Source organism: Rhodococcus cerastii, from assembly GCF_033042195.1.
Classification (GTDB): Bacteria; Actinomycetota; Actinomycetes; order Mycobacteriales; family Mycobacteriaceae; genus Rhodococcoides.
Genome location: NZ_JAWLKF010000001.1, coordinates 615,307 through 641,292, shown reverse-complemented (window position 1 = coordinate 641,292; position 25,986 = coordinate 615,307). Strand labels below are relative to the sequence as shown.

Annotated in this window: 22 protein-coding genes; 6 read left to right on the top strand and 16 right to left on the bottom strand. The window is 65.8% G+C overall.

The window, feature by feature from the left end; translation table 11 throughout:
- Positions 1–18: 18 nt before the first annotated feature.
- Positions 19–1,494, bottom strand: a complete 1,476-nt coding sequence (gene gltX, locus R3P93_RS02810) for a glutamate--tRNA ligase (protein ID WP_094669799.1) — start codon at positions 1,492–1,494, stop codon at positions 19–21.
- Between the two features lie 7 nt (positions 1,495–1,501).
- Positions 1,502–2,275 carry a fumarylacetoacetate hydrolase family protein gene (locus R3P93_RS02805; RefSeq protein ID WP_068049515.1) on the bottom strand — a complete coding sequence of 258 codons (774 nt, stop codon included), beginning with the start codon at positions 2,273–2,275 and terminating at the stop codon, positions 1,502–1,504.
- Positions 2,276–2,405: 130 nt separating this feature from the next.
- On the opposite strand from R3P93_RS02805, the gene R3P93_RS02800 reads away from it, so the two are divergent.
- Positions 2,406–3,650, top strand: coding sequence for an MFS transporter (locus R3P93_RS02800; protein WP_317532365.1), 1,245 nt, complete (start codon positions 2,406–2,408; stop codon positions 3,648–3,650).
- 79 nt (positions 3,651–3,729) lie between these two features.
- On the opposite strand, the gene R3P93_RS02795 is transcribed toward R3P93_RS02800, so the two are convergent.
- The 5 genes from R3P93_RS02795 to R3P93_RS02775 form a co-directional block, all read right to left on the bottom strand.
- Positions 3,730–4,740, bottom strand: a complete 1,011-nt coding sequence (locus R3P93_RS02795) for a 3-isopropylmalate dehydrogenase (protein ID WP_068049513.1) — start codon at positions 4,738–4,740, stop codon at positions 3,730–3,732.
- 49 nt (positions 4,741–4,789) lie between these two features.
- The gene (gene serA, locus R3P93_RS02790; RefSeq protein WP_094642254.1) at positions 4,790–6,385 is read right to left on the bottom strand and encodes a phosphoglycerate dehydrogenase; all 1,596 of its coding nucleotides are present in this window, start codon (positions 6,383–6,385) and stop codon (positions 4,790–4,792) included.
- A 185-nt stretch (positions 6,386–6,570) separates the two neighbouring features.
- The gene (gene ilvC, locus R3P93_RS02785) at positions 6,571–7,572 is read right to left on the bottom strand and encodes a ketol-acid reductoisomerase (RefSeq protein ID WP_170944858.1); all 1,002 of its coding nucleotides are present in this window, start codon (positions 7,570–7,572) and stop codon (positions 6,571–6,573) included.
- Between the two features lie 60 nt (positions 7,573–7,632).
- Positions 7,633–8,136 carry an acetolactate synthase small subunit gene (gene ilvN, locus R3P93_RS02780; RefSeq protein ID WP_032397758.1) on the bottom strand — a complete coding sequence of 168 codons (504 nt, stop codon included), beginning with the start codon at positions 8,134–8,136 and terminating at the stop codon, positions 7,633–7,635.
- A complete protein-coding gene (locus R3P93_RS02775) occupies positions 8,133–10,088 on the bottom strand; it encodes an acetolactate synthase large subunit (protein ID WP_068049511.1) in 1,956 nt (651 codons plus the stop codon). Before R3P93_RS02775 ends, ilvN begins: the two co-directional genes overlap by 4 nt.
- 257 nt (positions 10,089–10,345) lie before the next feature.
- On the opposite strand from R3P93_RS02775, the gene R3P93_RS02770 reads away from it, so the two are divergent.
- Together R3P93_RS02770 and ilvD are read left to right on the top strand one after the other, a co-directional pair.
- Complete coding sequence (locus tag R3P93_RS02770; RefSeq protein ID WP_317532364.1) at positions 10,346–10,900, top strand: PH domain-containing protein; 555 nt, start codon at positions 10,346–10,348, stop codon at positions 10,898–10,900.
- Positions 10,901–10,960: 60 nt separating this feature from the next.
- Positions 10,961–12,802 carry a dihydroxy-acid dehydratase gene (ilvD, locus tag R3P93_RS02765; protein ID WP_317532363.1) on the top strand — a complete coding sequence of 614 codons (1,842 nt, stop codon included), beginning with the start codon at positions 10,961–10,963 and terminating at the stop codon, positions 12,800–12,802.
- A 75-nt stretch (positions 12,803–12,877) separates the two neighbouring features.
- Here the strand turns inward: ilvD and R3P93_RS02760 are convergent, their stop codons facing one another.
- A complete protein-coding gene (locus tag R3P93_RS02760; protein ID WP_317532362.1) occupies positions 12,878–13,852 on the bottom strand; it encodes a DoxX family protein in 975 nt (324 codons plus the stop codon).
- Positions 13,853–13,945: 93 nt separating this feature from the next.
- On the opposite strand from R3P93_RS02760, the gene R3P93_RS02755 reads away from it, so the two are divergent.
- The gene (locus tag R3P93_RS02755; protein WP_317532361.1) at positions 13,946–15,094 is read left to right on the top strand and encodes a PQQ-dependent sugar dehydrogenase; all 1,149 of its coding nucleotides are present in this window, start codon (positions 13,946–13,948) and stop codon (positions 15,092–15,094) included.
- A gap of 61 nt (positions 15,095–15,155) precedes the next feature.
- On the opposite strand, the gene gatB is transcribed toward R3P93_RS02755, so the two are convergent.
- The gene (gene gatB, locus R3P93_RS02750; protein ID WP_094671441.1) at positions 15,156–16,667 is read right to left on the bottom strand and encodes an Asp-tRNA(Asn)/Glu-tRNA(Gln) amidotransferase subunit GatB; all 1,512 of its coding nucleotides are present in this window, start codon (positions 16,665–16,667) and stop codon (positions 15,156–15,158) included.
- Positions 16,668–16,761: 94 nt separating this feature from the next.
- On the opposite strand from gatB, the gene R3P93_RS02745 reads away from it, so the two are divergent.
- Complete coding sequence (locus R3P93_RS02745) at positions 16,762–17,226, top strand: acyl-CoA thioesterase (RefSeq protein ID WP_262498317.1); 465 nt, start codon at positions 16,762–16,764, stop codon at positions 17,224–17,226.
- A 23-nt stretch (positions 17,227–17,249) separates the two neighbouring features.
- Here R3P93_RS02745 and R3P93_RS02740 read toward each other — a convergent pair whose 3' ends face one another.
- The 4 genes from R3P93_RS02740 to gatC form a co-directional block, all read right to left on the bottom strand.
- Positions 17,250–18,281: an ATP-dependent 6-phosphofructokinase gene (locus R3P93_RS02740; RefSeq protein ID WP_094642260.1), complete on the bottom strand. Its 1,032-nt coding sequence runs from the start codon at positions 18,279–18,281 to the stop codon at positions 17,250–17,252.
- A gap of 127 nt (positions 18,282–18,408) precedes the next feature.
- Positions 18,409–19,488: an alpha/beta hydrolase gene (locus tag R3P93_RS02735; protein WP_317532360.1), complete on the bottom strand. Its 1,080-nt coding sequence runs from the start codon at positions 19,486–19,488 to the stop codon at positions 18,409–18,411.
- A gap of 6 nt (positions 19,489–19,494) precedes the next feature.
- Positions 19,495–20,967, bottom strand: coding sequence for an Asp-tRNA(Asn)/Glu-tRNA(Gln) amidotransferase subunit GatA (gene gatA, locus R3P93_RS02730; RefSeq protein WP_317532359.1), 1,473 nt, complete (start codon positions 20,965–20,967; stop codon positions 19,495–19,497).
- Positions 20,964–21,263 carry an Asp-tRNA(Asn)/Glu-tRNA(Gln) amidotransferase subunit GatC gene (gene gatC, locus R3P93_RS02725; RefSeq protein ID WP_068045762.1) on the bottom strand — a complete coding sequence of 100 codons (300 nt, stop codon included), beginning with the start codon at positions 21,261–21,263 and terminating at the stop codon, positions 20,964–20,966. Before gatC ends, gatA begins: the two co-directional genes overlap by 4 nt.
- A 307-nt stretch (positions 21,264–21,570) precedes the next feature.
- On the opposite strand from gatC, the gene R3P93_RS02720 reads away from it, so the two are divergent.
- On the top strand, positions 21,571–22,221 hold the full coding sequence (locus R3P93_RS02720; RefSeq protein WP_068045765.1) for an ACT domain-containing protein: 651 nt from the start codon (positions 21,571–21,573) through the stop codon (positions 22,219–22,221).
- 31 nt (positions 22,222–22,252) lie between these two features.
- Here R3P93_RS02720 and ligA read toward each other — a convergent pair whose 3' ends face one another.
- The 3 genes from ligA to R3P93_RS02705 all read right to left on the bottom strand — a co-directional run bounded on the left by ligA (position 22,253) and on the right by R3P93_RS02705 (position 25,893).
- Positions 22,253–24,301 (bottom strand): NAD-dependent DNA ligase LigA, encoded by a 2,049-nt coding sequence (gene ligA / locus R3P93_RS02715; RefSeq protein WP_094642450.1) that lies wholly within the window; start codon positions 24,299–24,301, stop codon positions 22,253–22,255.
- A gap of 157 nt (positions 24,302–24,458) precedes the next feature.
- The gene (locus R3P93_RS02710; RefSeq protein ID WP_068045768.1) at positions 24,459–24,641 is read right to left on the bottom strand and encodes a hypothetical protein; all 183 of its coding nucleotides are present in this window, start codon (positions 24,639–24,641) and stop codon (positions 24,459–24,461) included.
- A 64-nt stretch (positions 24,642–24,705) separates the two neighbouring features.
- Positions 24,706–25,893, bottom strand: coding sequence for a GGDEF domain-containing protein (locus R3P93_RS02705; RefSeq protein WP_082898580.1), 1,188 nt, complete (start codon positions 25,891–25,893; stop codon positions 24,706–24,708).
- Between the last annotated feature and the right edge of the window lie 93 nt (positions 25,894–25,986).

The following is a 25,986-nucleotide window of genomic DNA, read 5'->3' as shown; positions in this document are numbered from 1 at the left end:
GCCGGCGACCGTGCGCCCTCACGCCACCTGGGCGCGTGCTGCGGCCAGGCGCGCCAAGGTCTTCTCGCGCCCGAGCAATTCCATGGACTCGTACAGCGGCGGGCTGATGTGCGACCCGGTCACTCCCACCCGGATCGGGGCGAAAGCCTTGCGCGGCTTGAGCTCCAGCTTCTCGATCAACACGTCCTTGAGAGTCGCCTCCAGGTCGGCCGTGGTCCAGGTCTGCAACGCCGTCAGTGCCTCCACAGTGGCGTCGAGAACGGGTGCGGTATCGGCACCGAGGTTCTTGGCCGCGGCTGCGGGGTCGATCTCGAAGTCCGCCTCGTCGACGAACAGGAACTTCAGCAGTCCCCATGCGTCCGACAGGACGACGATGCGGGTCTGCACCAGATCGGCCGCGACAGCGAAGACCTTCTCGTCGACCGGCTCGGTGAGATGGCCCTGGGCGACGAGGTATTCACGCAAACGCGCCGCGAAATCCTCCGCTGCCAGCATCCTGATGTGCTCGGCGTTGATCGCGTCGGCCTTCTTCTGATCGAAGCGCGCCGGATTGGAATTGACGGACGAGATCTCGAACGCCGCCACCATCTCGTCGAGCGTGAACACGTCGTGATCGTCCGAGATACCCCATCCGAGAAGCGCGAGGTAGTTCAGCAATCCCTCCGGCACGAAACCACGATCACGGTGGATGAAGAGGTTGGACTCGGGATCACGCTTGGACAGCTTCTTGTTGCCCTGGCCCATGACGAACGGCAGGTGCCCGAACTCGGGGGTGCGTTCTGCGACACCGATCCGGATCAATGCCTCGTAGAGAGCGAGCTGACGAGGCGTCGATGACAGCAGATCCTCGCCGCGCAGGACGTGGGTGATCTTCATCAAAGCGTCGTCGACCGGATTGACCAACGTGTACAACGGAACTCCGTTGCCGCGGGTCAAGGCGAAGTCCGGCACCGTCCCGGCCTTGAACGTGGTCTCCCCGCGCACGAGGTCGTTCCATGTCAGATCGTGATCGGGCATCCGCAGTCGCACGACGGCCCCGCGCCCCTCGTCGAGGAATCCCTGTCGCTGCTCCGGCGTCAGGTCGCGGTCGAAGTTGTCGTAGCCGAGTTTGGGGTCGCGTCCGGCTGCCTTGTGTCGGGCTTCCACTTCCTCCGGCGTGGAGAAGGACTCGTAGGCCTCCCCGGCGTCGAGCAACTGCTGCACGACGGCGAGGTGCTGGTCGCGACGCAGCGACTGACGGTACGGCTCGTACGGGCCACCCACTTCGGGGCCCTCGTCCCATTCGAGGCCCAGCCAGCGCAACGCGTCGAGCAGGGCGGCATAGGACTCCTCGGAGTCGCGTGCGGCGTCGGTGTCCTCGATGCGAAAGACGAAGGTGCCGCCGTGATGCCTGGCGAACGCCCAGTTGAACAGTGCGGTGCGGACCAGGCCGACGTGCGGGGTACCGGTGGGCGACGGGCAGAACCGAACGCGGACATCTGTTGGTGTGGTCATGCTCGCCCTACTTCTTCGCTGCGACGGGGTTGGTGAGGGTACCGATTCCCTCGACGGTGATCGACACGCTGTCTCCGTCGGCGATGGGTCCGACTCCCTCGGGGGTTCCGGTGAGGATGACGTCTCCGGGTAGCAGCGTCATCACCGCGGACACCCACTCGATGATCTTCGGAATGTCATGCAGCAGAAACGAAGTGCGGCTCCGTTGTTTGACCACGCCGTCGACCTCGGTCTTGATCTCGAGATCGGTCGGGTCGAGCGAGGTCTCGATCCACGGCCCGAGCGGACAGAAGGTGTCGTGTCCCTTGGCGCGCGTCCACTGTCCGTCGTGCTTCTGGTGATCGCGGGCCGAGACGTCGTTGGCGACGGTGTATCCCAGCACCACCTCGTACGCCTTGGCGGCGGGGACGTCCTTGCACGGACGGCCGATGACGATCGCCAGTTCGCCCTCGAAGTGCACTTCGTTCGAGGACGGCGGCAACACGATGGAGGCACCGGGGCCGACGATGGAGGTGTTCGGCTTGATGAAGATCACGGGGTCCTTCGGTGCCTCACCGCCCATCTCGGCCACGTGCGCGGCGTAGTTCTTACCGATGGCGATGACCTTGCTGGCGAGGATGGGCGCGAGCAGTCGCACATCGGCCAGTGGCCACGACCGACCCGTGAACGTGGGTGTGCCGAAAGGATGTTCGGCGATTTCCTTCGCAGTCTGCGAGTCACCCTCACCTTCGATACTCACGAATGCCACACCATCAGGACTTGCAATTCGACCGAGACGCATGTCGGAAGTCTATCGACATGCGTGGTGTGCACTCCGCCACCGTCCGTTCAGCGCGATTCGGGCCGGTGTAGGGTCGGTCTGTAGTTCCATATTGCAAGAACGTACGTCCATATAATGAGACGGAGAACTGATGGACGCCACCGCGCAGATGTCCGACATCGGCGAAATCAGGCGATGGTTCATGCTTTCGCTCGGCATGCTCGCGCAGACCGCAGGCGCGGTGTTCATCAACGGTGCAGCATTTCTCATTCCCGCCCTGCACGACGACCGCGGCCTGAGCCTGCCCGCCGCCGGACTCGTCGTCGCCATGCCCACCGTGGGCATCATGTTCACCCTGATCGCCTGGGGTATGTTGGTCGATCGGATCGGCGAAAGACTGGTTCTCGCAGTCGGGCTCGGCCTGACGGCGCTCGCCGCTGTAGCCGCCGTGTTCACCACCTCCGTTCCCCTGCTGGCAATCCTGCTCCTGCTCGGCGGTATGGCAGCGGCGAGTGCGAACAGCGCCAGCGGGCGTGTGGTGGTCGGCTGGTTCCCACCTCAGCGTCGTGGATTGGCCATGGGAATCAGACAGATGTCGGTCCCTCTGGGCGTCGCCATCGCAGCCCTGACCATCCCACCCATCGCCCGGGACCACGGCGTCGGAGCGGCACTGCTCGTACCCGCGGCCGTGTGCGCAACAGCCGCAGTGATGTGTCTGGCGGTCGTCGACCCCCCGCGTCCCAATCGCATCGATGCCGCGGAGCAGGGTCTGCTCGACAATCCGTACCGGGGCAGCAGGCAGCTGTGGCGCATTCACGCCACCTCGATCCTGTTGGTGGTGCCGCAGTACGTGGTCTGGACGTATGCGCTCGTATGGCTGATGACCGACCGAGGATGGACAGCAGCGGCGGCGGGCGTCCTCGTCACGGTGACGCAGATTCTCGGCGCACTGGGCCGGATGAGCGTCGGCGCGTTGTCCGATCGGGTAGGCAGCCGCATGCGGCCCCTCCGGTGGGTCGCGGTGACCGCCGCCGTCAGCATGCTCGGACTCGGAGTGGCCGACTGGTTCGACTCCCCCGTCGCGATCGTCATGCTCGTCGTCGCGTCGGTCGCCACGGTTGCCCCCAACGGTCTTGCCTTCACCGCTGTTGCCGAGATATCAGGACCGTATTGGAGCGGACGCGCCCTCGGCGTGCAGAACACGAGTCAATACGTGTTCGCGTCGGCCGTGCCGCCGGTGTTCGGGGCCCTCGCGGCGGTCAGCTTTCCCGTCGCATTCCTGGTGTCGGCGGTCTTCCCCGCACTCTCCGTGCCGATCGTCCCCGACGATCCACGTCCCGAGAGTCCCGACGAGAAGGCCGACAGTCCCGAAAAGAATTCCGACCGCGTCGCCTGATTCAGCACGGTGGGGATGTCCGGAAACACGAAATGCCACGGTGGCCGGTCGGCCTACCGTGGCATTCGTGTCGATTCGGTTAGAGGCGAGCGGCGATTCGTGCGCCGATCTCTTTCGTCGACGCAGTCGTGGTTCCCCGCTCGGCGAGGTCCGCTGCGACAGCGGCTTCCACACGCGCCGCTCCTGCCGCGTCGCCGAGATGATCGAGTAGCAGCGACACCGACAGGATGGCAGCGGTCGGATCGGCCTTCTGCTGCCCTGCGATGTCGGGAGCGCTGCCGTGCACGGGCTCGAACATGCTCGGATTGGTACCGGTCGCATCGATGTTTCCGCTTGCGGCCAAACCGATTCCACCGGTCACCGCCGCCGAGAGGTCGGTCACGATGTCGCCGAACAGATTGTCGGTGACGATGACGTCGAACCGGCCCGGGTCGGTCACGAGATGAATCATCGCGGCATCGATGTGCTGGTACGCGACCTCGACGTCCGGGAACTCCGCCGCGACCTCGTCCACTGTGCGAGCCCAGAGGCTGCCAGCGAAGGTGAGCACATTGGTCTTGTGCAGCAGCGTCAGATGCTTGCGCCGCGTCAGCGCCCGCTCGAAACCGTTGCGCACCACCCGTTCGACGCCGTAGCGGGTGTTGACACTGACCTCGGTGGCCACCTCGTGCGGCGTGCCGACGCGAAGCGCTCCACCGTTTCCGGTGTACGGACCTTCGGTGCCCTCACGCACGACCACGACGTCGATCTGCTTGTCACCGGCCAACGGCCCGACCACTCCGGGGTACAGCTTGGCCGGGCGCAGATTGATGTGGTGATCGAGCTCGAACCGAGCTCGCAACAACAGTCCACGCTCGAGCACGCCGCTGGGCACCGACGGATCTCCGATGGCTCCCAACAGAATTGCGTCGTGCTCACGCAGTTCCGTCAACACCGAGTCCGGCAGCAGTTCTCCGGTGGCGTTGTAGCGACGAGCACCGAGGTCGTACTCGGTCTTCTCGACTCCGGGTGCGACCACGTCGAGCACGGCGAGCGCCTCGGTGACGACCTCGGGTCCGATTCCGTCCCCGGCGATGACGGCCAGCTTCATCTCACTCCTCGTGATTGTTCGACTTCGTTCGATCGACTGCGAGCGATGCTCAGGACAGGTCGACCAGCTCGATGGTGGACGCGCCGACCGCCGATGCGATGCTCGCGCTCAGCTCGTCCGGAACGTCCTTGTCGACGCGCAGCAGAATCGTTGCACCGTCGCCCTCGGAGTCCTGGCTCAGGGCGGCGGCCTGGATGTCGATGCCGGCATCGCCGAGCAGGGTGCCGATCCGGCCGAGGCTGCCGGGCTGATCCGCGTAGTTGACGATCAGGTTCTTGCCCTCGGCACGGAGGTCGAAGTTGCGACCGTTGATGTTGACGATCTTCTCGACCTGCGTGGTGCCGGTCAGCGTGCCCGCGACGTTGAGCACCGAACCGTCGCCGTAGACGGCGCGAATGTCGACGACGCTGCGGTGGTTCTCGCTCTCGGAGGCTGTGGTGACCTCGGCGGTGACGCCACGCTCCTCGGCGAGCGAGGGGGCGTTGACGAACGTGACCGCGTCCTCGATGACGGCGGAGAAGAGTCCGCGCAGCGCCGAGAGCTTGAGGATCTCGACGTCCTCGGTGGCGAGTTCGCCGCGAACGTCGACCGACAGCGAGGTGGGAAGTTCGGTGGACAGAGCGCCGAGCAGCACACCCTGCTTGCGCACGATCTCGAGCCACGGGGAGACCTCCTCGCCCACGGCACCACCCTTGACGTTGACGGCGTCGGGCACGAATTCGCCTGCGAGAGCGAGCAGTACGGACTTGGCGACATCGGTGCCCGCGCGGTCCTGGGCCTCGGTGGTCGACGCGCCGAGGTGCGGGGTGACGACGACCTGAGGCAGCTCGAACAGCGGGCTGTCGGTGCACGGCTCGGAGGCGTACACGTCGATTCCCGCGGCGAAGACGTGGCCGGAGGTGATGGCGTCGGCCAGGGCCTGCTCGTCGACCAGTCCACCGCGAGCGGCGTTGACGACGATGACACCGGGCTTGGTCTTGGCGAGGGCTTCCTTGCCGATGATTCCCTTGGTCTCCGGGGTCTTCGGCAGGTGAACCGAGAACATGTCGGCACGCTCGAGCAGCTCGTCCAGGCTCACCAGTTCGATGCCGAGCTGGGCGGCGCGGGCGGCCGAGACGTAGGGGTCGTAGGCGATGATGTGGGTCTCGAATGCGGCCAGGCGCTGCGCGAACAGCTGACCGATGCGGCCGAGTCCGACGACGCCGACGGTCTTGCCGAAGATCTCGACACCGTTGAACTTGCTGCGCTTCCACTCGTGCTGACGCAGGGTGGCGTCGGCGGCGGGAATCTGGCGCGCGGCCGACAGCAACAGCGTCACCGCATGCTCGGCAGCGGTGTGGATGTTGGAGGTCGGGGCGTTGACGACGAGGACACCGCGCTCGGTGGCTGCAGGTACGTCGACGTTGTCCAGGCCGACACCGGCGCGGGCGACGATCTTGAGTTTGGTTCCGGCGGCCAGAACCTCTGCGTCGACCGTGGTCGCGGAACGCACCAGGATCGCGTCGGCCTCGGGAACCGCGGCGAGCAGCGCGGGGCGATCCGGGCCGTCGACCCAACGGACCTCGACGCCGTCGCCCAATGCCTCGACGGTGGACGGCGCAAGTTTGTCGGCGATCAGAACGACAGGACGGCCTGGCTGGCTCACGTGAAAAACTCCCTATGTCGGTTCGAGACTGTTGTCGATGAAAATTCGGAGCTGGTGCAGCAGAAACAGTTTAGAGGCCGGAGACGTCGAGCTGCGACGCCACCTGGTGCACGCACCGAAGGGCACCCCTACCGATGCAGGGGTGCCCTTCGATCAGCATGCGTGCGAACGTGATTCGATGAGAATCAAGCCGTTTCGGTGATCGGGCGATCGACCCAGCTCATCAGGTCGCGCAGCTTCTTGCCGGTGACCTCGATGGGGTGCTCGGCGTTGGCCTTGCGCAGGCCTTCGAGCTCGGTGTTGCCGTTCTCGACGTTGGCGACCAGGCGACGGGTGAACTCACCCGACTGGATGTCGGCCAGGATGGCCTTCATTCGCTCCTTGGTGCCTGCGTCGATCACGCGCGGGCCCGAGAGGTAGCCACCGAACTCCGCGGTGTCGGACACCGAGTAGTTCATCCGAGCGATGCCGCCCTCGTACATGAGGTCGACGATGAGCTTGAGCTCGTGCAGCACCTCGAAGTACGCCATCTCGGGCGCGTAGCCGGCCTCGACCATGACCTCGAAGCCCGTCTTGACGAGCTCCTCGGTGCCACCGCACAGCACGGCCTGCTCGCCGAAGAGGTCGGTCTCGGTCTCTTCCTTGAACGTGGTCTTGATGACGCCTGCGCGCGTTCCACCGATGCCCTTGGCCCAGGACAGGGCCAGTGCCTGACCTTCGCCCTTGGGGTCCTGGTCGATGGCGATGAGTGCGGGAACACCCTTGCCGTCGACGAACTGGCGACGCACGAGGTGGCCGGGGCCCTTGGGTGCGACCATGCCGACGGTGACGAACTCCGGAGCCTTGATCAGGTCGAAGTGGATGTTGAGACCGTGGCCGAAGAACAGCGCGTCGCCGTCCTTCAGGTTGGGCTCGATCTCCTCGGAGAAGATCTTGGCCTGCGCGGTATCGGGTGCGAGCACCATGATCACGTCGGCCCATTCGGACACCTCGGCGGGAGTGCCGACCTTCAGGCCCTGCTCCTCCGCCTTGGCGCGGGACTTCGAGCCCGCTGCCAGGCCGATGCGCACATCGACACCGGAGTCGCGCAGGCTCAGCGAGTGCGCGTGGCCCTGGCTTCCGTAACCGATCACAGCGACCTTGCGGCCCTGAATGATCGACAGATCAGCATCGTCGTCGTAGAACATCTCGACTGCCACTGTTTGTAACCTTTCCTCTTCGATTTCGCTGAAAATCACGTCCGTCGCTCAGCGCGACGCTGTGATCGATTTCGGTCCACGTCCGACGGCAACGACTCCCGACTGAACTATTTCTCGAATTCCATAGGGGTCCAACATCTTCAACAACGCATCGAGCTTCGAGCGGGTGCCCGTCGCCTCGACCGTCACGGCCTCGGGAGACACGTCGATCACCTTGGCGCGGAACAGGTTCACCGTTTCGATGACCTCACTGCGCACACTGGCGTCGGCGCGGACCTTGATCAGCACCAACTCGCGAGCCACCGAGGAGTCGTCGTCCTGCTCGACGATCTTGATGACGTTGATGAGCTTGTTGAGCTGCTTGGTCACCTGTTCGAGCGGGAATTCGTCGACGGTCACCACGATCGTCATCCGCGAGATCTCGGGAATCTCGGTGCCGCCGACGGCAAGCGAGGAGATGTTGAATCCACGGCGCGAGAACAGCGCGGCGACGCGGGCCAGCACACCTGGCTTGTCCTCGACGAGGACGCTGAGGGTATGGCTCGTGCTCACTTGTCGGTGCCTTTCACGTCGTCGATCTGCGGGTGCGGGGCCTGCTCGCGCTCCATGGCCTCGTCGAGGCCGGGCTCGCTGCCCACGGTCTCGTCCTCGTCGAACAGCGGACGGATTCCGCGGGCGGCCATGATCTCGTCGTTGCCCGTTCCGGCAGCGACCATCGGCCACACCTGTGCGTCGGCTCCGACGATGAAGTCGATGACGACCGGACGATCGTTGATCGCTCGCGCCTGAGCGATCACTGCATCGACGTCCTCTTCCCGCTCGCACCGCAGCCCGACGCAACCGAGCGCCTCGGCGAGCTTCACGAAATCGGGAATGCGGACGGCACCGTGGGTACCGAGGTTGGTGTTGGAGTAGCGCTCCTCGTAGAACAGGGTCTGCCACTGACGGACCATGCCGAGGTTGCCGTTGTTGATGAGTGCGACCTTGATCGGGATGCCCTCGACCGCACAGGTCGCGAGTTCCTGGTTGGTCATCTGGAAACAACCGTCACCGTCGATGGCCCACACCTCGGCGTCGGGGAGGCCCCTCTTGGCACCCATTGCGGCCGGGACCGCGTACCCCATCGTGCCGAGGCCACCCGAGTTGAGCCACGTGCGCGGCTTCTCGTAGTTGATGAACTGCGCGGCCCACATCTGGTGCTGACCGACGCCGGCGCAGTAGATCGCGTCGGGTCCGGCGAACTTGCCGACCGAGCTGATGACGAACTCCGGGGACATCGATCCGTCGGCCGGGCGGTCGTAGCTCAGCGGGTAGGTCTTGCGGATGCCGTTCAGGTAGACCCACCACTGCTCGAGGTCGAGCGTGGTTCCGGTCGCGCGGTCCGCCCGCAGCGCCTCGATGAGCTCGGTGATGACCTCACGGCAGTCGCCGACGATCGGCACGTCCGCGTAGCGGTTCTTGCCGATCTCGGCAGGGTCGATGTCGGCGTGGATGACCTTGGCATCGGGGGCGAAGGACGAGAGCTGACCGGTGACGCGGTCGTCGAACCGGGCACCGAGCGTGATCAGCAGATCGCTCCGCTGCAACGCGGCCACCGCGGCGACGGTCCCGTGCATACCCGGCATTCCCAGGTTCTGATTGTGCGAGTCGGGGAACGCGCCGCGAGCCATCAGAGTGGTCACGACCGGAATTCCGGTCAGTTCGGCGAGCTCGAGCAGTTCCGCCGAGGCGTCGGCCTTGATGACGCCGCCGCCCACGTACAGCACCGGCTGCTTGGCGTCGGCGATGTAGCGGGCTGCTTCGCGGACCTGCTTGCCGTGCGGCTTGGTGACCGGACGGTATCCGGGCAGACGCATCTCCGGCGGCCACGAGAACGTGGTCTGTGCCTGCAGCACGTCCTTGGGGATGTCGACGAGCACGGCACCGGGACGGCCGGAGGAGGCGATGTAGAAGGCCTCGGCCATGATGCGCGGGATGTCGGCACCGTCGGTGATGAGGAAGTTGTGCTTGGTGACCGGCATCGTGATACCCGAGATGTCGGCTTCCTGGAAGCCGTCCGTCCCGATCAGACTGCGGGCGACCTGACCGGTGATCGCGACGACCGGAACCGAATCCATCTGAGCGTCGGCGAGCGGGGTCACGAGGTTGGTCGCGCCGGGACCGGACGTCGCCATGCAGACGCCGACCTTGCCGGTCGCCTGGGCGTAGCCCGTCGCGGCGTGACCGGCACCCTGCTCGTGGCGCACCAGAATGTGGCGCACCTTCACGGAGTCGAAGAGCGGGTCGTAGACCGGGAGAACCGCGCCACCGGGAATGCCGAATACGGTGTCGACGTCGAGTTCTTCGAGGGCCCGAACGACCGACTGTGCGCCGGTGACCTTCTCCGGTGCGACGTGGCGTCGCGAACCGTTGGTCGCCGCTTCTGCGGACGGGCTGGTCGACGGGCTGGAGGCTGTCCCCGACTTACGGGTCGTGGGCCCTGGGCGTGCGGTTGGTGCGCTCACTGATTGCTTCCTCAGGAATGTGAAATTGCTGGGCGATCTCTGGGCAAGAAAAAACCCCCGTCAGCGTGAGCTGTACGAGGGTGGCGCGTCGATGCGAGTTTGAACAACCGGCTCAGGCGTTGACGCGCCGGCCGATTACGAGTATCCAATTCCGCTTCACGCGCTCGACGGTAGGCGCGCGCACAGGGAAGAGTCAAACTCGTCACGACGCAATCCCATTATGTGAGATCGCGTAGATGCAATGCGAAGATGAATGGGTGTCGTCTTCGCAGCAGTCCGAACCACCTCGGCCATCATCCCACACCGCACCCGAGTCACCGAACGGTGCCGAGGGAGCGCAACCATCGAGAACCCAGGTCATCCGAGTCCCGCGCCTCGCGCTCCTCGGCGTCGGCCTGCTGCTGTTCGGCACCGGACTGACTGCCGCCAGCTGGCCCGCGGCCATGGGATGGCTGCTGATCCTGCCGATCGTCGCGGGCATCTGGGTGTTTCGAGTGCGCACGGTCATCTCTCCCGAGGCGATCACGGCTCGACGGTTCGTGGGTTCGGATGTGATCGCGTGGGAATCGGTGGCGGGTCTGCACTTCCCGGATCGCCGCTGGGCGCGGGTGGTCCTGACCGACAAGAGCGAGAAGTCGTTACCGCTGGTGCGATTCGATCTACTCCCCCAACTCGCCGCGGCCAGCGGCGGCCGGATCACCGACCCCTATGCCGCTGCAGCAGCCGCGGCCGAGGCCGAGGCCGAAGCTCGAGACCTCGAGGACGGCGAGAACGGCGAGAACGGCGACGAACAGGCAGCGAAGGAGCAGTAGTCGGCGGCGAGTAACCTCGTCGCTGCGAGAAACCGCCGCAACGAACGAGGACAACGCACTATGCCGCCGCTACGCTCACGGGTCACCACTGTCGGACGCAATGCCGCGGGCGCACGCTCGCTGTGGCGCGCCACCGGAATGACCGATTCGGATTTCGGAAAGCCCATCGTCGCCATCGCGAACTCGTACACCCAGTTCGTCCCCGGCCACGTGCACCTGAAGAACGTCGGCGAGATCGTCGCCGACGCCGTCCGAGCGGCAGGCGGAGTTCCCCGGGAGTTCCACACCATCGCCGTCGACGACGGGATCGCCATGGGCCACGGCGGCATGCTGTACTCGCTGCCCAGCCGCGAGATCATCGCCGACTCCGTCGAGTACATGGCCAATGCGCACACCGCCGACGCGCTCGTCTGCATATCCAACTGCGACAAGATCACTCCCGGCATGCTCAATGCGGCAATGCGCCTGAACATCCCCGCCGTGTTCGTCTCCGGTGGACCGATGGAGGCGGGCAAGGCCGTGATCGTCGACGGCGTCGCGCAGGCACCGACCGACCTGATCACCGCGATCTCCGCCAGCGCCAACGACGCAGTGTCCGAGGCAGGCCTCGACGAGGTCGAGCGCAGCGCGTGCCCCACGTGCGGTTCGTGCTCGGGCATGTTCACGGCGAACTCGATGAACTGCCTCACCGAGGCGCTCGGCCTGGCACTGCCCGGCAACGGCTCCACCCTGGCCACTCATCAGGCCCGTCGAGCACTGTTCACGCGTGCCGGCACCACCATCGTCGAGGCCGCTCTGAAGTACTACCGCGACGAGGACGAATCCGTACTCCCCCGCAACATCGCCACTCCGGCCGCGTTCCGCAACGCGATGGCTCTCGACGTGGCGATGGGAGGGTCGACCAACACGGTGCTGCACACCCTCGCCGCCGCACAGGAGGGCGAGGTCGACTTCGACCTGGACACCATCGACGCCATCAGCCGCAAGGTTCCGTGCCTGTCGAAGGTCTCCCCCAACTCCGACTACCACATGGAAGATGTGCACCGCGCAGGCGGAATCCCGGCTCTCCTCGGTGAACTGCGGCGCGCGAACCTCCTCGAAACCGACGTCTCGACCGTGCACACGAACAGCTTCGAGGAATGGCTCGACACGTGGGACATTCGATCCGGCAAGGCGTCCGCCGAGGCCGTCGAGTTGTTCCACGCCGCCCCGGGTGGTGTGCGCACCGTCGAACCGTTCTCCACGGGCAACCGCTGGTCCTCGCTCGACACCGACGCCGCAGGCGGCTGCATCCGCGATCTCGAGCATGCCTACACGGTCGAGGGTGGCTTGGTCGTTCTCCGCGGCAACATCGCCGTCGACGGTGCGATCCTCAAGACCGCAGGCATCGACGAGGAGCTGTTCTCCTTCCAGGGTCCGGCACTGGTCGTCGAGTCGCAGGAAGAAGCCGTCTCGGCCATCCTGCAAAAGAAGATTCAGCCCGGTGACGTGCTGGTCGTTCGCTACGAGGGCCCCAAGGGCGGTCCGGGCATGCAGGAGATGCTGCACCCGACGGCCTTCCTCAAGGGTGCCGGTCTGGGCAAGGTCTGTGCACTGATCACCGATGGCCGCTTCTCCGGCGGAACGTCGGGACTGTCCATCGGACACATTTCCCCCGAGGCCGCTGCCGGCGGTGTGATCGGGCTCATGGAGAACGGCGACCAGGTCCGGATCGACGTCGCGACTCGCACCCTCGAGATCCTCGTCGACGAGGAGACCCTCGAGACGCGGCGAGCGAAGATGAACGCGTCCGAACGACCGTGGCAGCCGGTCGACCGTCAGCGCACGGTCACCACCGCTCTGCGCGCCTACGCGGCGTTGGCGACATCGGCGGACAAGGGTGCAGTTCGCTACGTCCCCTGAGGGTGAAACGCACGTGAGCGGAACGTCGTAGCAGGCTACGAGGTTCCGCTCACGTGGTCTGGACGGTATCCGGAGTCAGCGGACGACGGGGTTGGCCCCGTTGAGGAAGATCCAGATGCACACGCCCGCGGCGATACCGACGACGAGTGCGAGGAACGAACCGATCCGCGGCCGGGTGGCCCATCCGCGTCGGCCGTCGAATGCGATCTTGCCCGGGCCCGTGAGGATGATCGCGGCAGCGGCGAAGCCGAGAACCGTCTCGTACTCCACGCCGCCGGTGCCCGAGAACTGCAGTCCGGGCTCGACGGCTTGCTTGAAGCACCAGGCGTTGATGATCGTGGCGAGCACAGCGGCACCTGCCAGTGGTGTTGCCAGACCCAGGATCAGCAGCGCGCCGCCGAGGGTTTCGCCTGCCGCGGCCGCGATCGCGAGGATCTCCGAGTAGCGGAATCCGGAAGTCTCCAGCAGGTTCTGAAATCCGTCGAGGCCGGGGCCGTTCCACAGTCCCACGAGCTTCTGCAGTCCGTGACCGAGAAACACCGCGCCGATGGTGACGCGAAGGATGAACAGGCCCAGGTCGGTGCTGCCGCGGCGCGCGGGAACCTCGACGGTCTCCGTACGAATCTCCGGCTCGGACGCGACTGCTGCTGCCGGAGCCGCGGCAGCGGTGGTGCCCAGATACTCGGTGGAGCGATCGGAATAGGCACTCGACGACGTGTTGGCGGAGGCCGACGGACGGTCGGTCGACGAATCGGCGAAGGCGGACGGGCGATATGCCTGCATCTTCTCCGTCGGCTGTGCATCGGCCGAGCGTGCATCGGACGAGGACGAGTGCGGAAAGTCGAGTTCGTCGTCGGTACGCGGCAGTCGGTCCGAACGCTGAGCGCCGAACGCCGTGGTCGGCGCACCCGAGGTGTCGGTGCGGTCGGACGCAGGCGTCTCGGAGGTGGAGCGCGAGGGTGGAATCTTCTCGGTGGGGTTGTCGTACGGGCTCTCGGCCGGTTCGTACGGCGTATCCGGCCGGTTGGGGTCGCGCGGTGTATCGGTCACCTCTCCACACTAGAGCCGATGAGTGCTCCTCACCGACGTTGACGCTCACGGCCGCGTGGCGAGTCTTCCCCGGCGTTCCGTACCGTTCGAAGTATGAAGCCGGTCGGAGCGTCGCCACGAACTGCAACCGCTGCCGTCGTCGCCCTGTCGATGACCGCTGCCCTGCTCGCCGGGTGCGCCCGCTTCGACGACTCGAATGCGTCGCCGTTCACTCCTGCGCCGGAGGTGGGCGCGGCCGAACTGGAGCCGACGACCCCCAGCGAGACGACGCCGCCGTCCGATCCCGATGCACCGCCACCGCCGTCCGGTCCGTGTGTCGACCCCGATCCGGCGGTCATCGCGACATGCCTGGACACCACTGGCGGGCTGGTAGCGCTCCCCGACGGACAGTCGGCGCTGGTTGCCGAGCGTCGCACCGGTCGAATCATGGAGGTCACCGCCGGCCGGACGCCGGTCGAGGTGGCGCGAATCGATGTCGACGGCACCGGCGACGGCGGCCTTCTCGACATCGCGTTGTCTCCGACGTACATCGAGGACGGGTTGCTCTACGCCCTCATCACCACATCCGCGGACACCAGGGTGGTCCGCCTGGCTCGGGGCGATGTACCCAAGGACATCCTGACCGGTATCCCCCGTGGCTCGACGGGCAATCGCGGGGCGATCGACTTCTACACGCCGAACGAACTGCTCGTCCTCACCGGCGACAACGGCGATCCTGCTGCGGCTGCCAGCCCGAACTCATTGTCCGGCAAGTTGTTACGGGTGACCTCACTGTCGCCGACAACGAACCCGCCGCGACCGCAGATCGCGCTCAGCGGTATCGGTACGGCGGGCGACGTCTGCACCGACGGCACCGGAAACATCTACGTCACCGACCGCACCGCGCTCGAGGATCGCCTGCAGCGCATCGACTCACTGGGCGCAGTGTTCAACCCTGTCTGGACGTGGCCGGACCGTCCGGGTGTTGCTGGATGCGCAGCGGGAGAAGGTGGCGTGGCGGTTGCACTCACAACGGCCAAAGCTGTTGCAGCACTGACCACGGACGCGAACACCGGAGCTGTCTCGGCCGAACCGACACTGCTGATCCAGGACGAGTACGGCCAGTTGAACGGCGCGACGAGCTCGGCCGATGGACAGATTCTGGTGGGCACCGTCAACAAGAACGGTGCGGAGCCCGGACCCACCGACGACCGCGTCGTCAAAGTGCCGTTCCCCGGCGGCGGCGGAGGCGGCTTCGACTGAACGAGAAATGACCGAGGCCGAGCGCTCGATTGCGCTCGGCCTCGGTCGTTCTCCGTCGTGATCAGGGCTGGCCGCAGGCCTCGAGTACGAGTTCCTTGACGCGAGCGGCATCGGCTTGGCCGCGTGTCGCCTTCATCACCGCACCGACGATGGCCCCGGCGGCCTGAACCTTGCCGCTGCGGATCTTCTCGACCACACCGGGATTCGCTGCGAGCGCCTCGTCCACGGCGGCCTGCAACTTGGTGTCGTCCTTCTCCAGAACGAGATTGCGCGCAGCCATGACCTCTGCAGGCTCACCCTCGCCCGCCAGCACCCCGTCCACGACCTGACGGGCACCGTTGTTGTTGAGCTTGCCGTCTGCGACCAACGCCGCCACCTCGGCGACCTGAGCCGGGGAGATGGACAGATCGGTCAGTTCGACTCCGGCGATGTTGGCTTGCTGCGCCAGGTACGACACCCACCACGACCGCGCCGCCTGCGCCGACGCACCCGCCTCGACCGTCGCCGCGACCAGCTCGAGCGCACCGGAATTCACCAGATCGCGCATCTCCTCGTCGGAGACACCCCACTCCTTCTGAATCCGACCGCGGCGCAACCACGGCAGCTCGGGCAACGTCGTCCGAAGCTCCTCGATCCAGGCCGCGTCGGGAGCGACGGGCGCGAGATCGGGCTCGGGGAAGTAGCGGTAGTCCTCGGCGGTCTCCTTCTTGCGGCCGGCGGTGGTGGTGCCGTCAGACTCCTGGAAGTGCCGAGTCTCCTGCGTCACCTCTCCGCCCGATTCGAGAACCGCTGCCTGACGCCGCATCTCGTACCGAACGGCAACCTCGACGCTCTTGAGCGAGTTGACGTTCTTCGTCTCGGTGCGCGTGCCGAATTCGGTTGCCGTCTTCTCCATCAGAGACACGTTGGCATCGCAGCGCAACGAGCCCTGATCCATCCGCACATCGGACACGTTCAGCGACTTCAACAGGTCGCGCAACGCGGTGACGTACGCCCGTGCGACCTCGGGCGCACGGGCACCGGTTCCGGTGATGGTCTTGGTCACGATCTCCACCAACGGAACCCCGGCACGGTTGTAATCGAGCAGCGAATGCGACGCCCCCTCGATACGGCCGGTCGCACCGCCCACGTGCGTCGACTTACCGGTGTCCTCCTCCATGTGCGCGCGCTCGATCTCGACTCGAAACGTACTGCCGTCGTCGAGCAGCACATCGAGGTAGCCCTCGGTGGCGATGGGCTCGTCGTACTGCGAGATCTGGTAGTTCTTCGGCTGATCCGGGTAGAAGTAGTTCTTGCGAGCGAACCGTCCCCATGGGGTGATCGAGCAATTGAGCGCCAGCCCGATCCGAATAGCCGACTCCACCGCAGCCGAGTTCACCACCGGAAGCGCGCCGGGAAGGCTCAGGCACACCGGGCACACCTGAGTGTTCGGCTCGGCACCGAATTCGGTGGGGCAGCCGCAGAACATCTTGGTCGCCGTGCCCAACTCCACGTGGACCTCCATGCCCAACACGGGGTCGAACTTGGCGAGCACATCGTCGTAATCGATCAGATCGACGGTTGCAGCAGTCATGGTCAGTAGTTTATGCATTGCACACGACGCGCGAGTAACCACGTGCACTCGTTACCGTGCACGGGTGACTCCCCCAGAGAAGCAGACACTGTCCATGACCGTGCTGATGACACCCGACATGGCCAACTTCTCGGGCAACGTCCACGGCGGCACGATTCTCAAGTTCCTGGACCAGGTGGCGTACGCCTGCGCCAGCCGCTACGCGGGGGCCTATGTCGTGACTCTGTCGGTCGATCGCGTCGTGTTTCGCGAACCCATCCACGTCGGAGAACTGGTCACGTTCTCTGCGTCGGTCAACTACACCGGCCGCACCTCCATGGAGGTCGGTATCCGCGTGGAAACCGAGAACATTCAGCGCGGTGAATTGCGCCACACCAACAGCTGCTACTTCACCATGGTCGCGATCGGCGACGACGGCAAGCCGAAGACACTGCCCCAGTTGACGCCGACCACCGAGGTCGGTGCTCAGCGCTTCGAGGCGGCGAGGCGACGGCGCGAACTACGCCGCGAGACCGAGGAACGCGAAGCCGAAATCCAGCAGGCGTCCGGTCGCATCTGACGGCTCACGACGCCACACCGAATTCAGCCGAAGAACGCGGCGGCGTCGTCGTATCGGGTCTGCGGTACCCGCTTGAGTTGCTTGGTGGCCTCGGCCAGAGACACCAGGCCGATCTCGGTGCCGCGCAACGAGACCATCTTGCCGAAGTCTCCCGAATGGGCCGCATCGGTCGCGTTGACGCCGAATCGTGTTGCGAGAACACGGTCGTACGGCGTCGGCGTTCCACCGCGCTGGACGTGGCCCAGCACCGTGGTGCGTACTTCCTTGTTGATGCGGCGCTCGATCTCGACGCCGAGCTGGTGGGCAACTCCGGTGAATCGAACGTGGCCGAACTCGTCGATTCCGCCGTCGAGAAGCTGCATCGAGCCCTCGATCGGCTTGGCCCCCTCGGCGACGACACAGATGAAGTGCGAGTCTCCGCGCTGAAAACGCTTGCGCACCAACGTGCACACCTCTTCGACATCGAACGGCTGCTCGGGAATGAGCGTCATGTGCGAACCGGACGCCAGGCCGGCGTGCAGAGCGATCCACCCCGCGTGCCGACCCATCACCTCTACGAGCATCACGCGCTGATGGGATTCCGCGGTGCTGTGCAGTCGGTCGATCGCATCGGTGGCGATGGTCAGCGCCGTGTCGAAGCCGAATGTGACGTCGGTGCAATCGATGTCGTTGTCGATCGTCTTGGGCACGCCGACCACCGGCACACCCTCTTCCGACAACCACGCGGCAGCGGTGAGGGTTCCTTCGCCGCCGATCGGGATCAACACGTCGATGCCGTTGTCCTCGAGAGTCTGCTTGACCCGATCGAGTCCGGCGCGCAACACATCCGGATTGGTGCGGGCGGTGCCGAGCATCGTGCCGCCCTTGGTGAGCAACCGGTCGTTGCGGTCGTCGTTCCGCAGTTGCACTCGACGGTCTTCGAGAAGACCTCGCCATCCGTCCTGGAAACCGACGACGGTGGAGCCGTACCGGGCGTCCGCGGTGCGTACGACTGCGCGGATCACCGCATTGAGCCCTGGGCAATCGCCGCCTCCGGTCAGAACTCCGATGCGCATCGATTTTCGCCTCTCTGCTCGCAGGTCCGTGAAGCGGACCCGGTGACGGACGTCAGCCTAATCGGGCGTGGGATGCTGCGCGCGTCGGTACCGTTCGGTGCTCACTTCGTCGAGGCGAGGCCGTGCGTCAGTCGAGCAGACCCACACGCTCGCCGAGCCAGTCCATCTCCTGTTCCAGCGCCGGGGCCCAGACCTGCATCGAGTGCCCGCCGGGCAGCTCGCTGTAGTGCACGTCGAGACCCGCGGACTCTGCGGCCCTGTATGTTCGCTCGGTCTGCGGCCGGAACTCTTCGTCGTCGGCTCCCACGACGAAGGCACCGGCCGAATCGGGAAAGCTGGTGCGCGAGAGTATGTTCAGCGGCGTCGTGCGCTCGAAGCGCGCCTCGTTCGCCGGGGTGTCCGTGCCGTATGCCGCTGCAACGGACTCGCTTCTCGTGCCCCGACGTTGCTCGTCCTCACCCGAGATGTCGAGAAAGGTGGGGTACACCGACGGTGCTGTCACCGCCAGCTGCAGCGCGCACGTTCCCCCGTAGGAATACCCGCCGACCGCCCAGGCCCTCGGATCCGAGGACACCCGAAAATTCGACCGAATCCAGTGCGGCACATCGACCGACAAGTACGTCGCGGCATTTCCGAGATTCGAATCCATGCACATCGGATTCGCCTCGGTGTCACCCAGACCGTCGGCCACCACGACGATCGGAGCCGCACCGCCGTGCCGCGCCGCGAAGGCGTCCATCGTCTGGGCCAGACGACCACCCTCGATCCAGTCGACGACGTGGCCGGGTTGGCCGGTGAGCAGCACCAGCACCGGCAGATCGCTCGCTCCGGCGTCGTACGACGCCGGAACGTAGACGGTGGCGGGCCGCGCGGCGAACTGCGACACAGTGCCGGGCACGTCCACATCGACCAACCTGCCGGTGCCCTCGGTCACGGCCGGACGGTGGCCCAGCGCCACGGCCACCGTCGGGTATCGAGTGACGGTCAGATTGGTGAGCACCGTCGCCGCCAACAGAAGCGACGCCACGAGCCCGAAAGCGCTCAGCGGACCGAACACCGCTCCCAGTGCTCGGCCTCGCCGGACCCACAGCACGACAGCGACGGCGAGGACCGACGTCACGACAACGGCCGCCGTCGACGCGAGCACGGGCACTGCACCGGAAAGCAAGGGCAGATGAGCCAGATCGGCAGCCCACCGATGCAGCACCTCGAACTACCTCAGATCGCCGCGAGCGGCCTCGTATGCGGCACCGACGCGGTAGAGCCGCTCGTCCGCGAACGCCGGAGCCATGATCTGCAGACCCACGGGTAGTCCGTCCTCGGTGGCAAGACCCGACGGAACCGACATCGCGCAGTGACCGGCAAGGTTGGTCGGCAGCGTGCACAGGTCGTTGAGGTACATCGCCATCGGGTCGCCGACCTTGTCCCCCAACGGAAATGCCGTCGTCGGGGTCGTCGGCGACACCAGCACGTCGACCTTCTCGTATGCGGCATCGAAGTCACGTGCGATGAGCGTGCGCACCTTCAGAGCAGAGCCGTAGTAGGCGTCGTAATATCCCGCGGAGAGGGCGTACGTCCCGATCATGATGCGACGCTTGACTTCCGGCCCGAACCCCTGCGCGCGCGTGGTGGCCATGACCTGCTCGGCGCTGTGCTTGCCGTCGTCCCCCGCACGCAATCCGTACCGCATGCCGTCGAACCGAGCCAGGTTGGACGACACCTCCGACGGAAGGATCAGGTAATAAGCGGCCAGTGCATGCACGAAGTTGGGGCACGACACCTCGACCACCTCGGCACCGAGTTCGGTGAGTGCGGCGACCGCAGCATCGAACGACGAGATCACACCGGGCTGGTACTTGTCCGAGTGCAATTCCTTCACCACACCGACGCGCACGCCCGTCAGGTCACCACGAGCACCCTCTCGTGCCGCTGCGACGACCGGTCGAACAGCCGTGTCGACCGATGTGGAGTCCCGCGCGTCGTATCCGGCGATGACCTCGTGCAGCAACGCGGTGTCGAGCACGGTCCGACCGCACGGGCCGCCCTGATCGAGTGACGAGGCACAGGCGATCAGTCCGTAGCGCGAGACGCTGCCGTAGGTCGGCTTGGTTCCCACGGTGCCGGTCAGAGCCGCCGGCTGACGGATCGATCCGCCGGTGTCGGTGCCGATGGCCAGCGGGGCCTGGTACGACGCGAGCGCCGCAGCACTGCCGCCTCCGGAGCCGCCGGGGATGCGAGTGGTGTCCCAGGGGTTCTTCGTCGGACCGTACGCCGAGTTCTCGGTGGACGAGCCCATCGCGAACTCGTCCATGTTCGTCTTGCCCAGCACCGGAATGCCCGCGGCCCGCAGCTTCGTGGTCAGCGTCGCGTCGTAGGGCGACATCCACCCGTCGAGAATCTTCGATCCGGCCGTCGTCGGCATGTCGGTCGTGGTGAACACGTCCTTGAGAGCAAGCGGCACGCCGGCCAGAGCCGAGGCAGGTGCGTCTCCCGCCGACAATCCCGCATCGACGTCGGTCGCTGCTGCGAGTGCCTCGGACCCCGCGATGTGCAGAAATGCGTGCAGGTCACCATCGACCTCGGAGATCCGGTCGAGATGCGCCCGGGTCACCTCGACGGCGCTGATCTCACGCGCGTGGATGCGGGTCGCGAGCTCGGACGCGTCGAGCTTCGTCAGGTCGGTCATTCGCTCTCTCCCAGAATCTGCGGCACCGCGAAACGGCCCTCCTCGGCGTTCGGTGCGCCGGACAGCGATTGCTCCGGCGTCAGGCCGGGAACGATCACGTCGGGACGCGTGACGTTCACGATGTCACTGGGGTTGGCCGTCGGCGGAACGTCGTCCGTCGCCACCTCCGCCACTGCCTTGACGTGATGAAGAATCGAATCCAACTGGCCGGCGAACTCGTCGAGTTCGGCGTCGCTGAGAGCCAAGCGCGACAGCCGGGCGAGGTGAGCGACCTCGTCGCGGGAGATGTCTGGCACCGCGTAGACCCCTTTCAGACGTGAGGAGCGGAGCCCGCAGAAGCGGCCCCGTATTCGTGCAGAGCGAACCTCACGGGTTCGCGAACGCGGTCCAGCCTAGTGCGCAGCATTACGCAGGCTTCACTCACGCCTCGTGGCTTGCGTCGAGTGTCGGAATTGTCACGGCCCGCGTTGCGCGACGTACCGGACAGGTCGAAGATGCAAGGATTGCTCGCGCCGGGGTGCACAGTGTTCCCTTCTGCCAGCCAGCAACGACCGCTGACGCTGGGGTGGCCGCAGTACGCCAGAAGTCGAAAGGGAGCGTGACATGTCCTACCTGCTCCGCGTCCAACTGCCGGATCGTCCGGGCAGCCTCGGATCGTTGGCCGTCGCGCTCGGGTCGGTCGGGGCGGACATCCTCTCCCTCGACGTCATCGAACGCGGCGACGGTTATGCGGTCGACGATCTGGTGGTCGACGTTGCTCCGGGTTCGCTTCCGGACACGCTGATCACTGCTGCCGAGAACCTCACCGATGTCCGGGTCGATTCCATCCGCCCGTACACCGGCGTCCTCGACACGCATCGCGAACTGGAACTGATCGATCGGGTCGCCGCGGCGTCCGACGATCGACTGCAGGTGCTCGTCGACGGAGCGCCCCGTGTCCTTCGAGTGGGGTGGAGCACCGTCGTTGCCACCAACGCGCACGGCCCGTTCCGGCTGGTGGGCAGCTCCGGTGCTCCCGAGACTCACGCCGCCGAGCTACCGTGGTTTCCGCTGAACGCCCCCGCTGCTCTGGACTCCGACGCCGAGTGGGTGCCCCAGGTATGGCGCGACATGGACACCAAGATCGCCGCTGCTCCCCTCGGTACCACCGGCACCGTGCTGATGCTGGGCAGGCCGGGCGGCCCGGAGTTCAGGCCCTCGGAGGTCGCCCGCCTCGGCTATCTCGCCGGCATCGTCGCGACGGTACTGAACTGACGCACCGAGGCACTGACGCGTCCGGGCTCGGTCAGTCCGCCGATCCGGGTTCTGCTTCGGTCGGAGCCACGGCCTCGGGTCCCTCGGTCAACAGCAGGGTGAAACCCGCTTCGTCGAGTACCGGCACGCCGAGCTCGATTGCCTTGTCGTGCTTGGACCCCGGAGCCTCGCCGACGACCACGAACGCCGTCTTCTTGGACACCGAACCTGCAGCCTTGCCACCTCGCAACAGAATCGCTTCCTTGGCCTCGTCACGCGAGTAGGACGTCAGCGACCCGGTGACCACGATCGAGAGCCCCTCCAGGTTCCGCTCGATCGACGCATCGCGCTCGTCTTCCATCCGCACGCCTGCTGCCTGCCACTTGTCGACGATGGCGCGGTGCCAGTCGACCTCGAACCACTCGGAGACTGCGGCCGCAATGGTGCCGCCCACCCCGTCGACCGCCGAGAGTTCCTCGACCGACGCCGCCCGTATCCGCTCGAGGCTGCCGAACTCCCCTGCCAGTGCCCTGGCTGCCGACGGCCCCACGTGCCGAATGGACAGACTGACCAGCACCCGCCACAGCGGCTGATTCCGTGCGGTGGCCAGGTTGTCGAGCAACTTTCGACCGGTGGCGGACAACGACCCGGATTTGGTGCGAAAGATCGCCGTCTTCATCAGGTCGTCCTCGGTGAGCGAGAACAGATCGCCCTCGTCCTCGATGGCCCCGGTGGCCAACAGGTCGGATGCGGCCTCGTACCCGAGGCCCTCGATGTCGAATCGCTGCCGCTCGGCGACGAAGAACACTCGCTCGCGACGCTGCGCCGGGCAGAACTGCGAGTTGGGGCACCGCAGGTCGGCGTCACCCTCCTTGGCCGGGGCCAGTGGCGTCGAGCACTCCGGGCACTCGGTGGGCATGACGAACTCGGTCTCGTCACCGGTCCTGGCGTCGACGACCGGGCCGAGAACCTCCGGAATGACCTCTCCCGCTTTGCGAATGGTCACGGTGTCACCGATCAGAACGCCCTTGCGCTTGACCTCCGAACCGTTGTGCAGCGTCGCCAGCGACACTGTGGACCCGGCCACGAGCACCGGCGTCATGTACGCGAAGGGCGTCACTCTGCCCGTCCGGCCCACGCTGACGCGGATGTCGAGCAGCGTCGTGGTGACTTCCTCCGGTGGGTACTTGTACGCGATGGCCCACCGCGGCGCGCGAGACGTCGTCCCCAGTCGACGATGCAGCGACATGTCGTCGATCTTGACGACCAGGCCATCGATCTCGTGTTCGACGTCGTGACGGTGCTGGTCCCAGTAGACGACCTTCTCGACGACTGCGTCGACGCCCTGCACGCGGGTCGTGTGGGTGGAAATGGGCAGCCCCCAGGAGCGAAGCGCCTCGTACGCGTGCCACTGCGACTCCGGGGTGAAACCCACCATGCGACCGAAGCCGTGGCAGATCATTCCCAGACGTCGCTTGGAGGTGACCGCCGGATTCTTCTGTCGCAGCGACCCCGCCGCCGAGTTTCGTGGATTCGCGAACGGGGGCTTGCCCTCTGCCACGAGCGAGGCGTTGAGCGCCTGGAAATCCTCGAGCCGGAAGAAGACCTCGCCGCGCACTTCCAACAACTCCGGCACGGGGTACTGCTCGCTACCCGTCAGAGTGTCCGGGATGTCGTCGATCGTGCGTGCGTTGAGCGTCACGTCCTCACCGGTCCGCCCGTCACCTCGCGTGGCACCGCGCACGAGCGTCCCGTTCTCGTACACCAGATTCAGGGCGACGCCGTCGATCTTGACCTCGCACAGGTACTCCAGATCAGGCCCTGCCTCGGTCTCGACTCTTTTGGCCCAGGCACGCAACTCGTCGTGATCGAACACGTTGTCCAAGCTCAACATTCGTTCGAGATGGTCCACGGCGGTGAATTCCGTTGCGAAGCCTCCCCCGACGAGTTGCGTCGGTGAATCCGCGGTGCGCAGATCCGGGTGTGCTTCTTCCAGCTCGTTCAGCTCACGCAGCAACGCGTCGAACTCGCCGTCGGACACGATCGGGGCGTCGCGCACGTAGTAGCGAAACTGATGACCGCGTACTTCCTCGGCCAGCATCTGCCATCGCTCACGATCGGCCGACGACGCGGCATCGAGTTCGACACCGACGGTCCCTGCGGTCTCGTCGTTTCCTGCGGGCGGTTCGGTCGCTTCTGGCACGTGTCGAAGATTATCCGAACCCACCGACAGAGAAGCACGGGCTGCAGCGCAGCGACTACCGCCCCAGCAGACCCAGCAACAGCGTCGCGGCGATGATCGCCACCGCGCAGACACCGGCGGTCAAGGCGAATCCGGTCACGAAGGAGTCGGCGTAGATTCCGCCGAGCACGGAGGCCATCACCGACAACAGCACTCCGGCAGGCAGTCCACGTCGCTGAGCATCCGATAGCCGATACATCGCACGATCATCGCAGAGGTCCCACCCAGGCACACCGGCGCATCGAGCGACGTGGTGCTATGGCTCAGATCTCGTCGATGACCAAGCTGTTTCCCCCGGACTGCTTGGACCGGTACATCGCCGCGTCCGCCGTACGGGCTGCTCTGCCGACCACGGACTTCCCCACGTCCCACAGAGCCGAATCCTCGCGCAACAACGCCATTCCCACGCTGACGGTGACGGGGATGTCGTCGCGGTGGTCGCAGAGCATCCGAACCGCGTCGAAGCCGAGATCGACCATCCCCCGCGCATCGCCGACCATGGCGACGAGGAACTCCTCGCCACCGGTTCGGGCGAGCACTCCGCCCTGATGCCGGACCAAGCGGCGCAGCCGATCGGCGACGCGCACGATCACTTCGTCGCCGCGGCTGTGCCCGAATCGGTCGTTGACGGACTTGAACTTGTCGATGTCGACAACCAGGAATGCCATGGACATGCCCCGCTTGCTGGCCTGATGCCACAGGTCCAGCAATTCGCTGTCGATGCCGCGCCGGTTGTACACCCCGGTCAGAGGATCGAGAACCGATCGCTTGGCGTCGTTGGACAGCGTCGTCCACGCCACCTGAGCGAACACCGGCACACCGACGGTGGCGAGAAGGAGAACCACGGTGGCCGTCGCCACCGAAGGCCCGTCGATGTATCCGACCTCGCCGTTCATCACTGCCAGGAACACGCGGACACCGAACCCGATGATGAACGTGGCGGTCCATACCAGGTGCGCCACCAGCAGCCGCGGACTGAGGAAGTAGGTGCAGAACGCCCCCGTGACGGCGAACAACACCGTTCCGATCAGGGACGCGACAGGTGCGTACAGAATCAACACCGAGGTCGTGAGAATGTCCCCGAAGGCCAGAAACGCGACGAAGAACTTCTTCCCGGGGATCGGCCCGAACACGCACCGTGCGGCGACGAACACCTGGGTGACGAGAACGAAGAGAACCCAGCCGATGGCCACACTGCCCTGAGGACCGAGATCGCTGAACAGCATCAGGATCGACGTGACGGCGTACATCATCGTGGCGGTGCCGAACACGGCACGAATGATCCCGGTCAGCGGACGGGTCGATCTGTGATTGAGGATCCACTCGAAATCGTGCGGAGCCCCGTACCAGTCGGAGGTGGCCGCGGCCAGTTTCGCCAGAAGACCTCGGCGGTGCCTGCCGGAACGCCGGAGGGAGGCAACCTCGTCGAAGTCGCGACCACCTGATGCCATTTCCGAACTCCCACGTATTCAACAGACCCCCAACGGCCATGTGAATAGTGTCACACCTGTTCGACGTACTAATTGTAGTGGGCTCGATCCTCC

What these genes read in the sequence shown, in the direction of transcription:
- R3P93_RS02705 (WP_082898580.1), bottom strand. Translation starts at nt 25,893, where the DNA reads ATGGCATCAGGTGGTCGCGACTTCGACGAGGTTGCCTCCCTCCGGCGT.
- R3P93_RS02710 (WP_068045768.1), bottom strand. Translation starts at nt 24,641, where the DNA reads ATGTATCGGCTATCGGATGCTCAGCGACGTGGACTGCCTGCCGGAGTG.
- R3P93_RS02745 (WP_262498317.1), top strand. Translation starts at nt 16,762, where the DNA reads ATGACCGTGCTGATGACACCCGACATGGCCAACTTCTCGGGCAACGTC.
- ilvD (WP_317532363.1), top strand. Translation starts at nt 10,961, where the DNA reads ATGCCGCCGCTACGCTCACGGGTCACCACTGTCGGACGCAATGCCGCG.
- R3P93_RS02805 (WP_068049515.1), bottom strand. Translation starts at nt 2,275, where the DNA reads ATGCGTCTCGGTCGAATTGCAAGTCCTGATGGTGTGGCATTCGTGAGT.
- R3P93_RS02720 (WP_068045765.1), top strand. Translation starts at nt 21,571, where the DNA reads ATGTCCTACCTGCTCCGCGTCCAACTGCCGGATCGTCCGGGCAGCCTC.
- R3P93_RS02800 (WP_317532365.1), top strand. Translation starts at nt 2,406, where the DNA reads ATGGACGCCACCGCGCAGATGTCCGACATCGGCGAAATCAGGCGATGG.
- gltX (WP_094669799.1), bottom strand. Translation starts at nt 1,494, where the DNA reads ATGACCACACCAACAGATGTCCGCGTTCGGTTCTGCCCGTCGCCCACC.
- gatA (WP_317532359.1), bottom strand. Translation starts at nt 20,967, where the DNA reads ATGACCGACCTGACGAAGCTCGACGCGTCCGAGCTCGCGACCCGCATC.
- R3P93_RS02755 (WP_317532361.1), top strand. Translation starts at nt 13,946, where the DNA reads ATGAAGCCGGTCGGAGCGTCGCCACGAACTGCAACCGCTGCCGTCGTC.
- R3P93_RS02740 (WP_094642260.1), bottom strand. Translation starts at nt 18,281, where the DNA reads ATGCGCATCGGAGTTCTGACCGGAGGCGGCGATTGCCCAGGGCTCAAT.
- ligA (WP_094642450.1), bottom strand. Translation starts at nt 24,301, where the DNA reads ATGCTGGCCGAGGAAGTACGCGGTCATCAGTTTCGCTACTACGTGCGC.
- gatB (WP_094671441.1), bottom strand. Translation starts at nt 16,667, where the DNA reads ATGACTGCTGCAACCGTCGATCTGATCGATTACGACGATGTGCTCGCC.
- ilvC (WP_170944858.1), bottom strand. Translation starts at nt 7,572, where the DNA reads ATGTTCTACGACGACGATGCTGATCTGTCGATCATTCAGGGCCGCAAG.
- R3P93_RS02795 (WP_068049513.1), bottom strand. Translation starts at nt 4,740, where the DNA reads ATGAAGCTGGCCGTCATCGCCGGGGACGGAATCGGACCCGAGGTCGTC.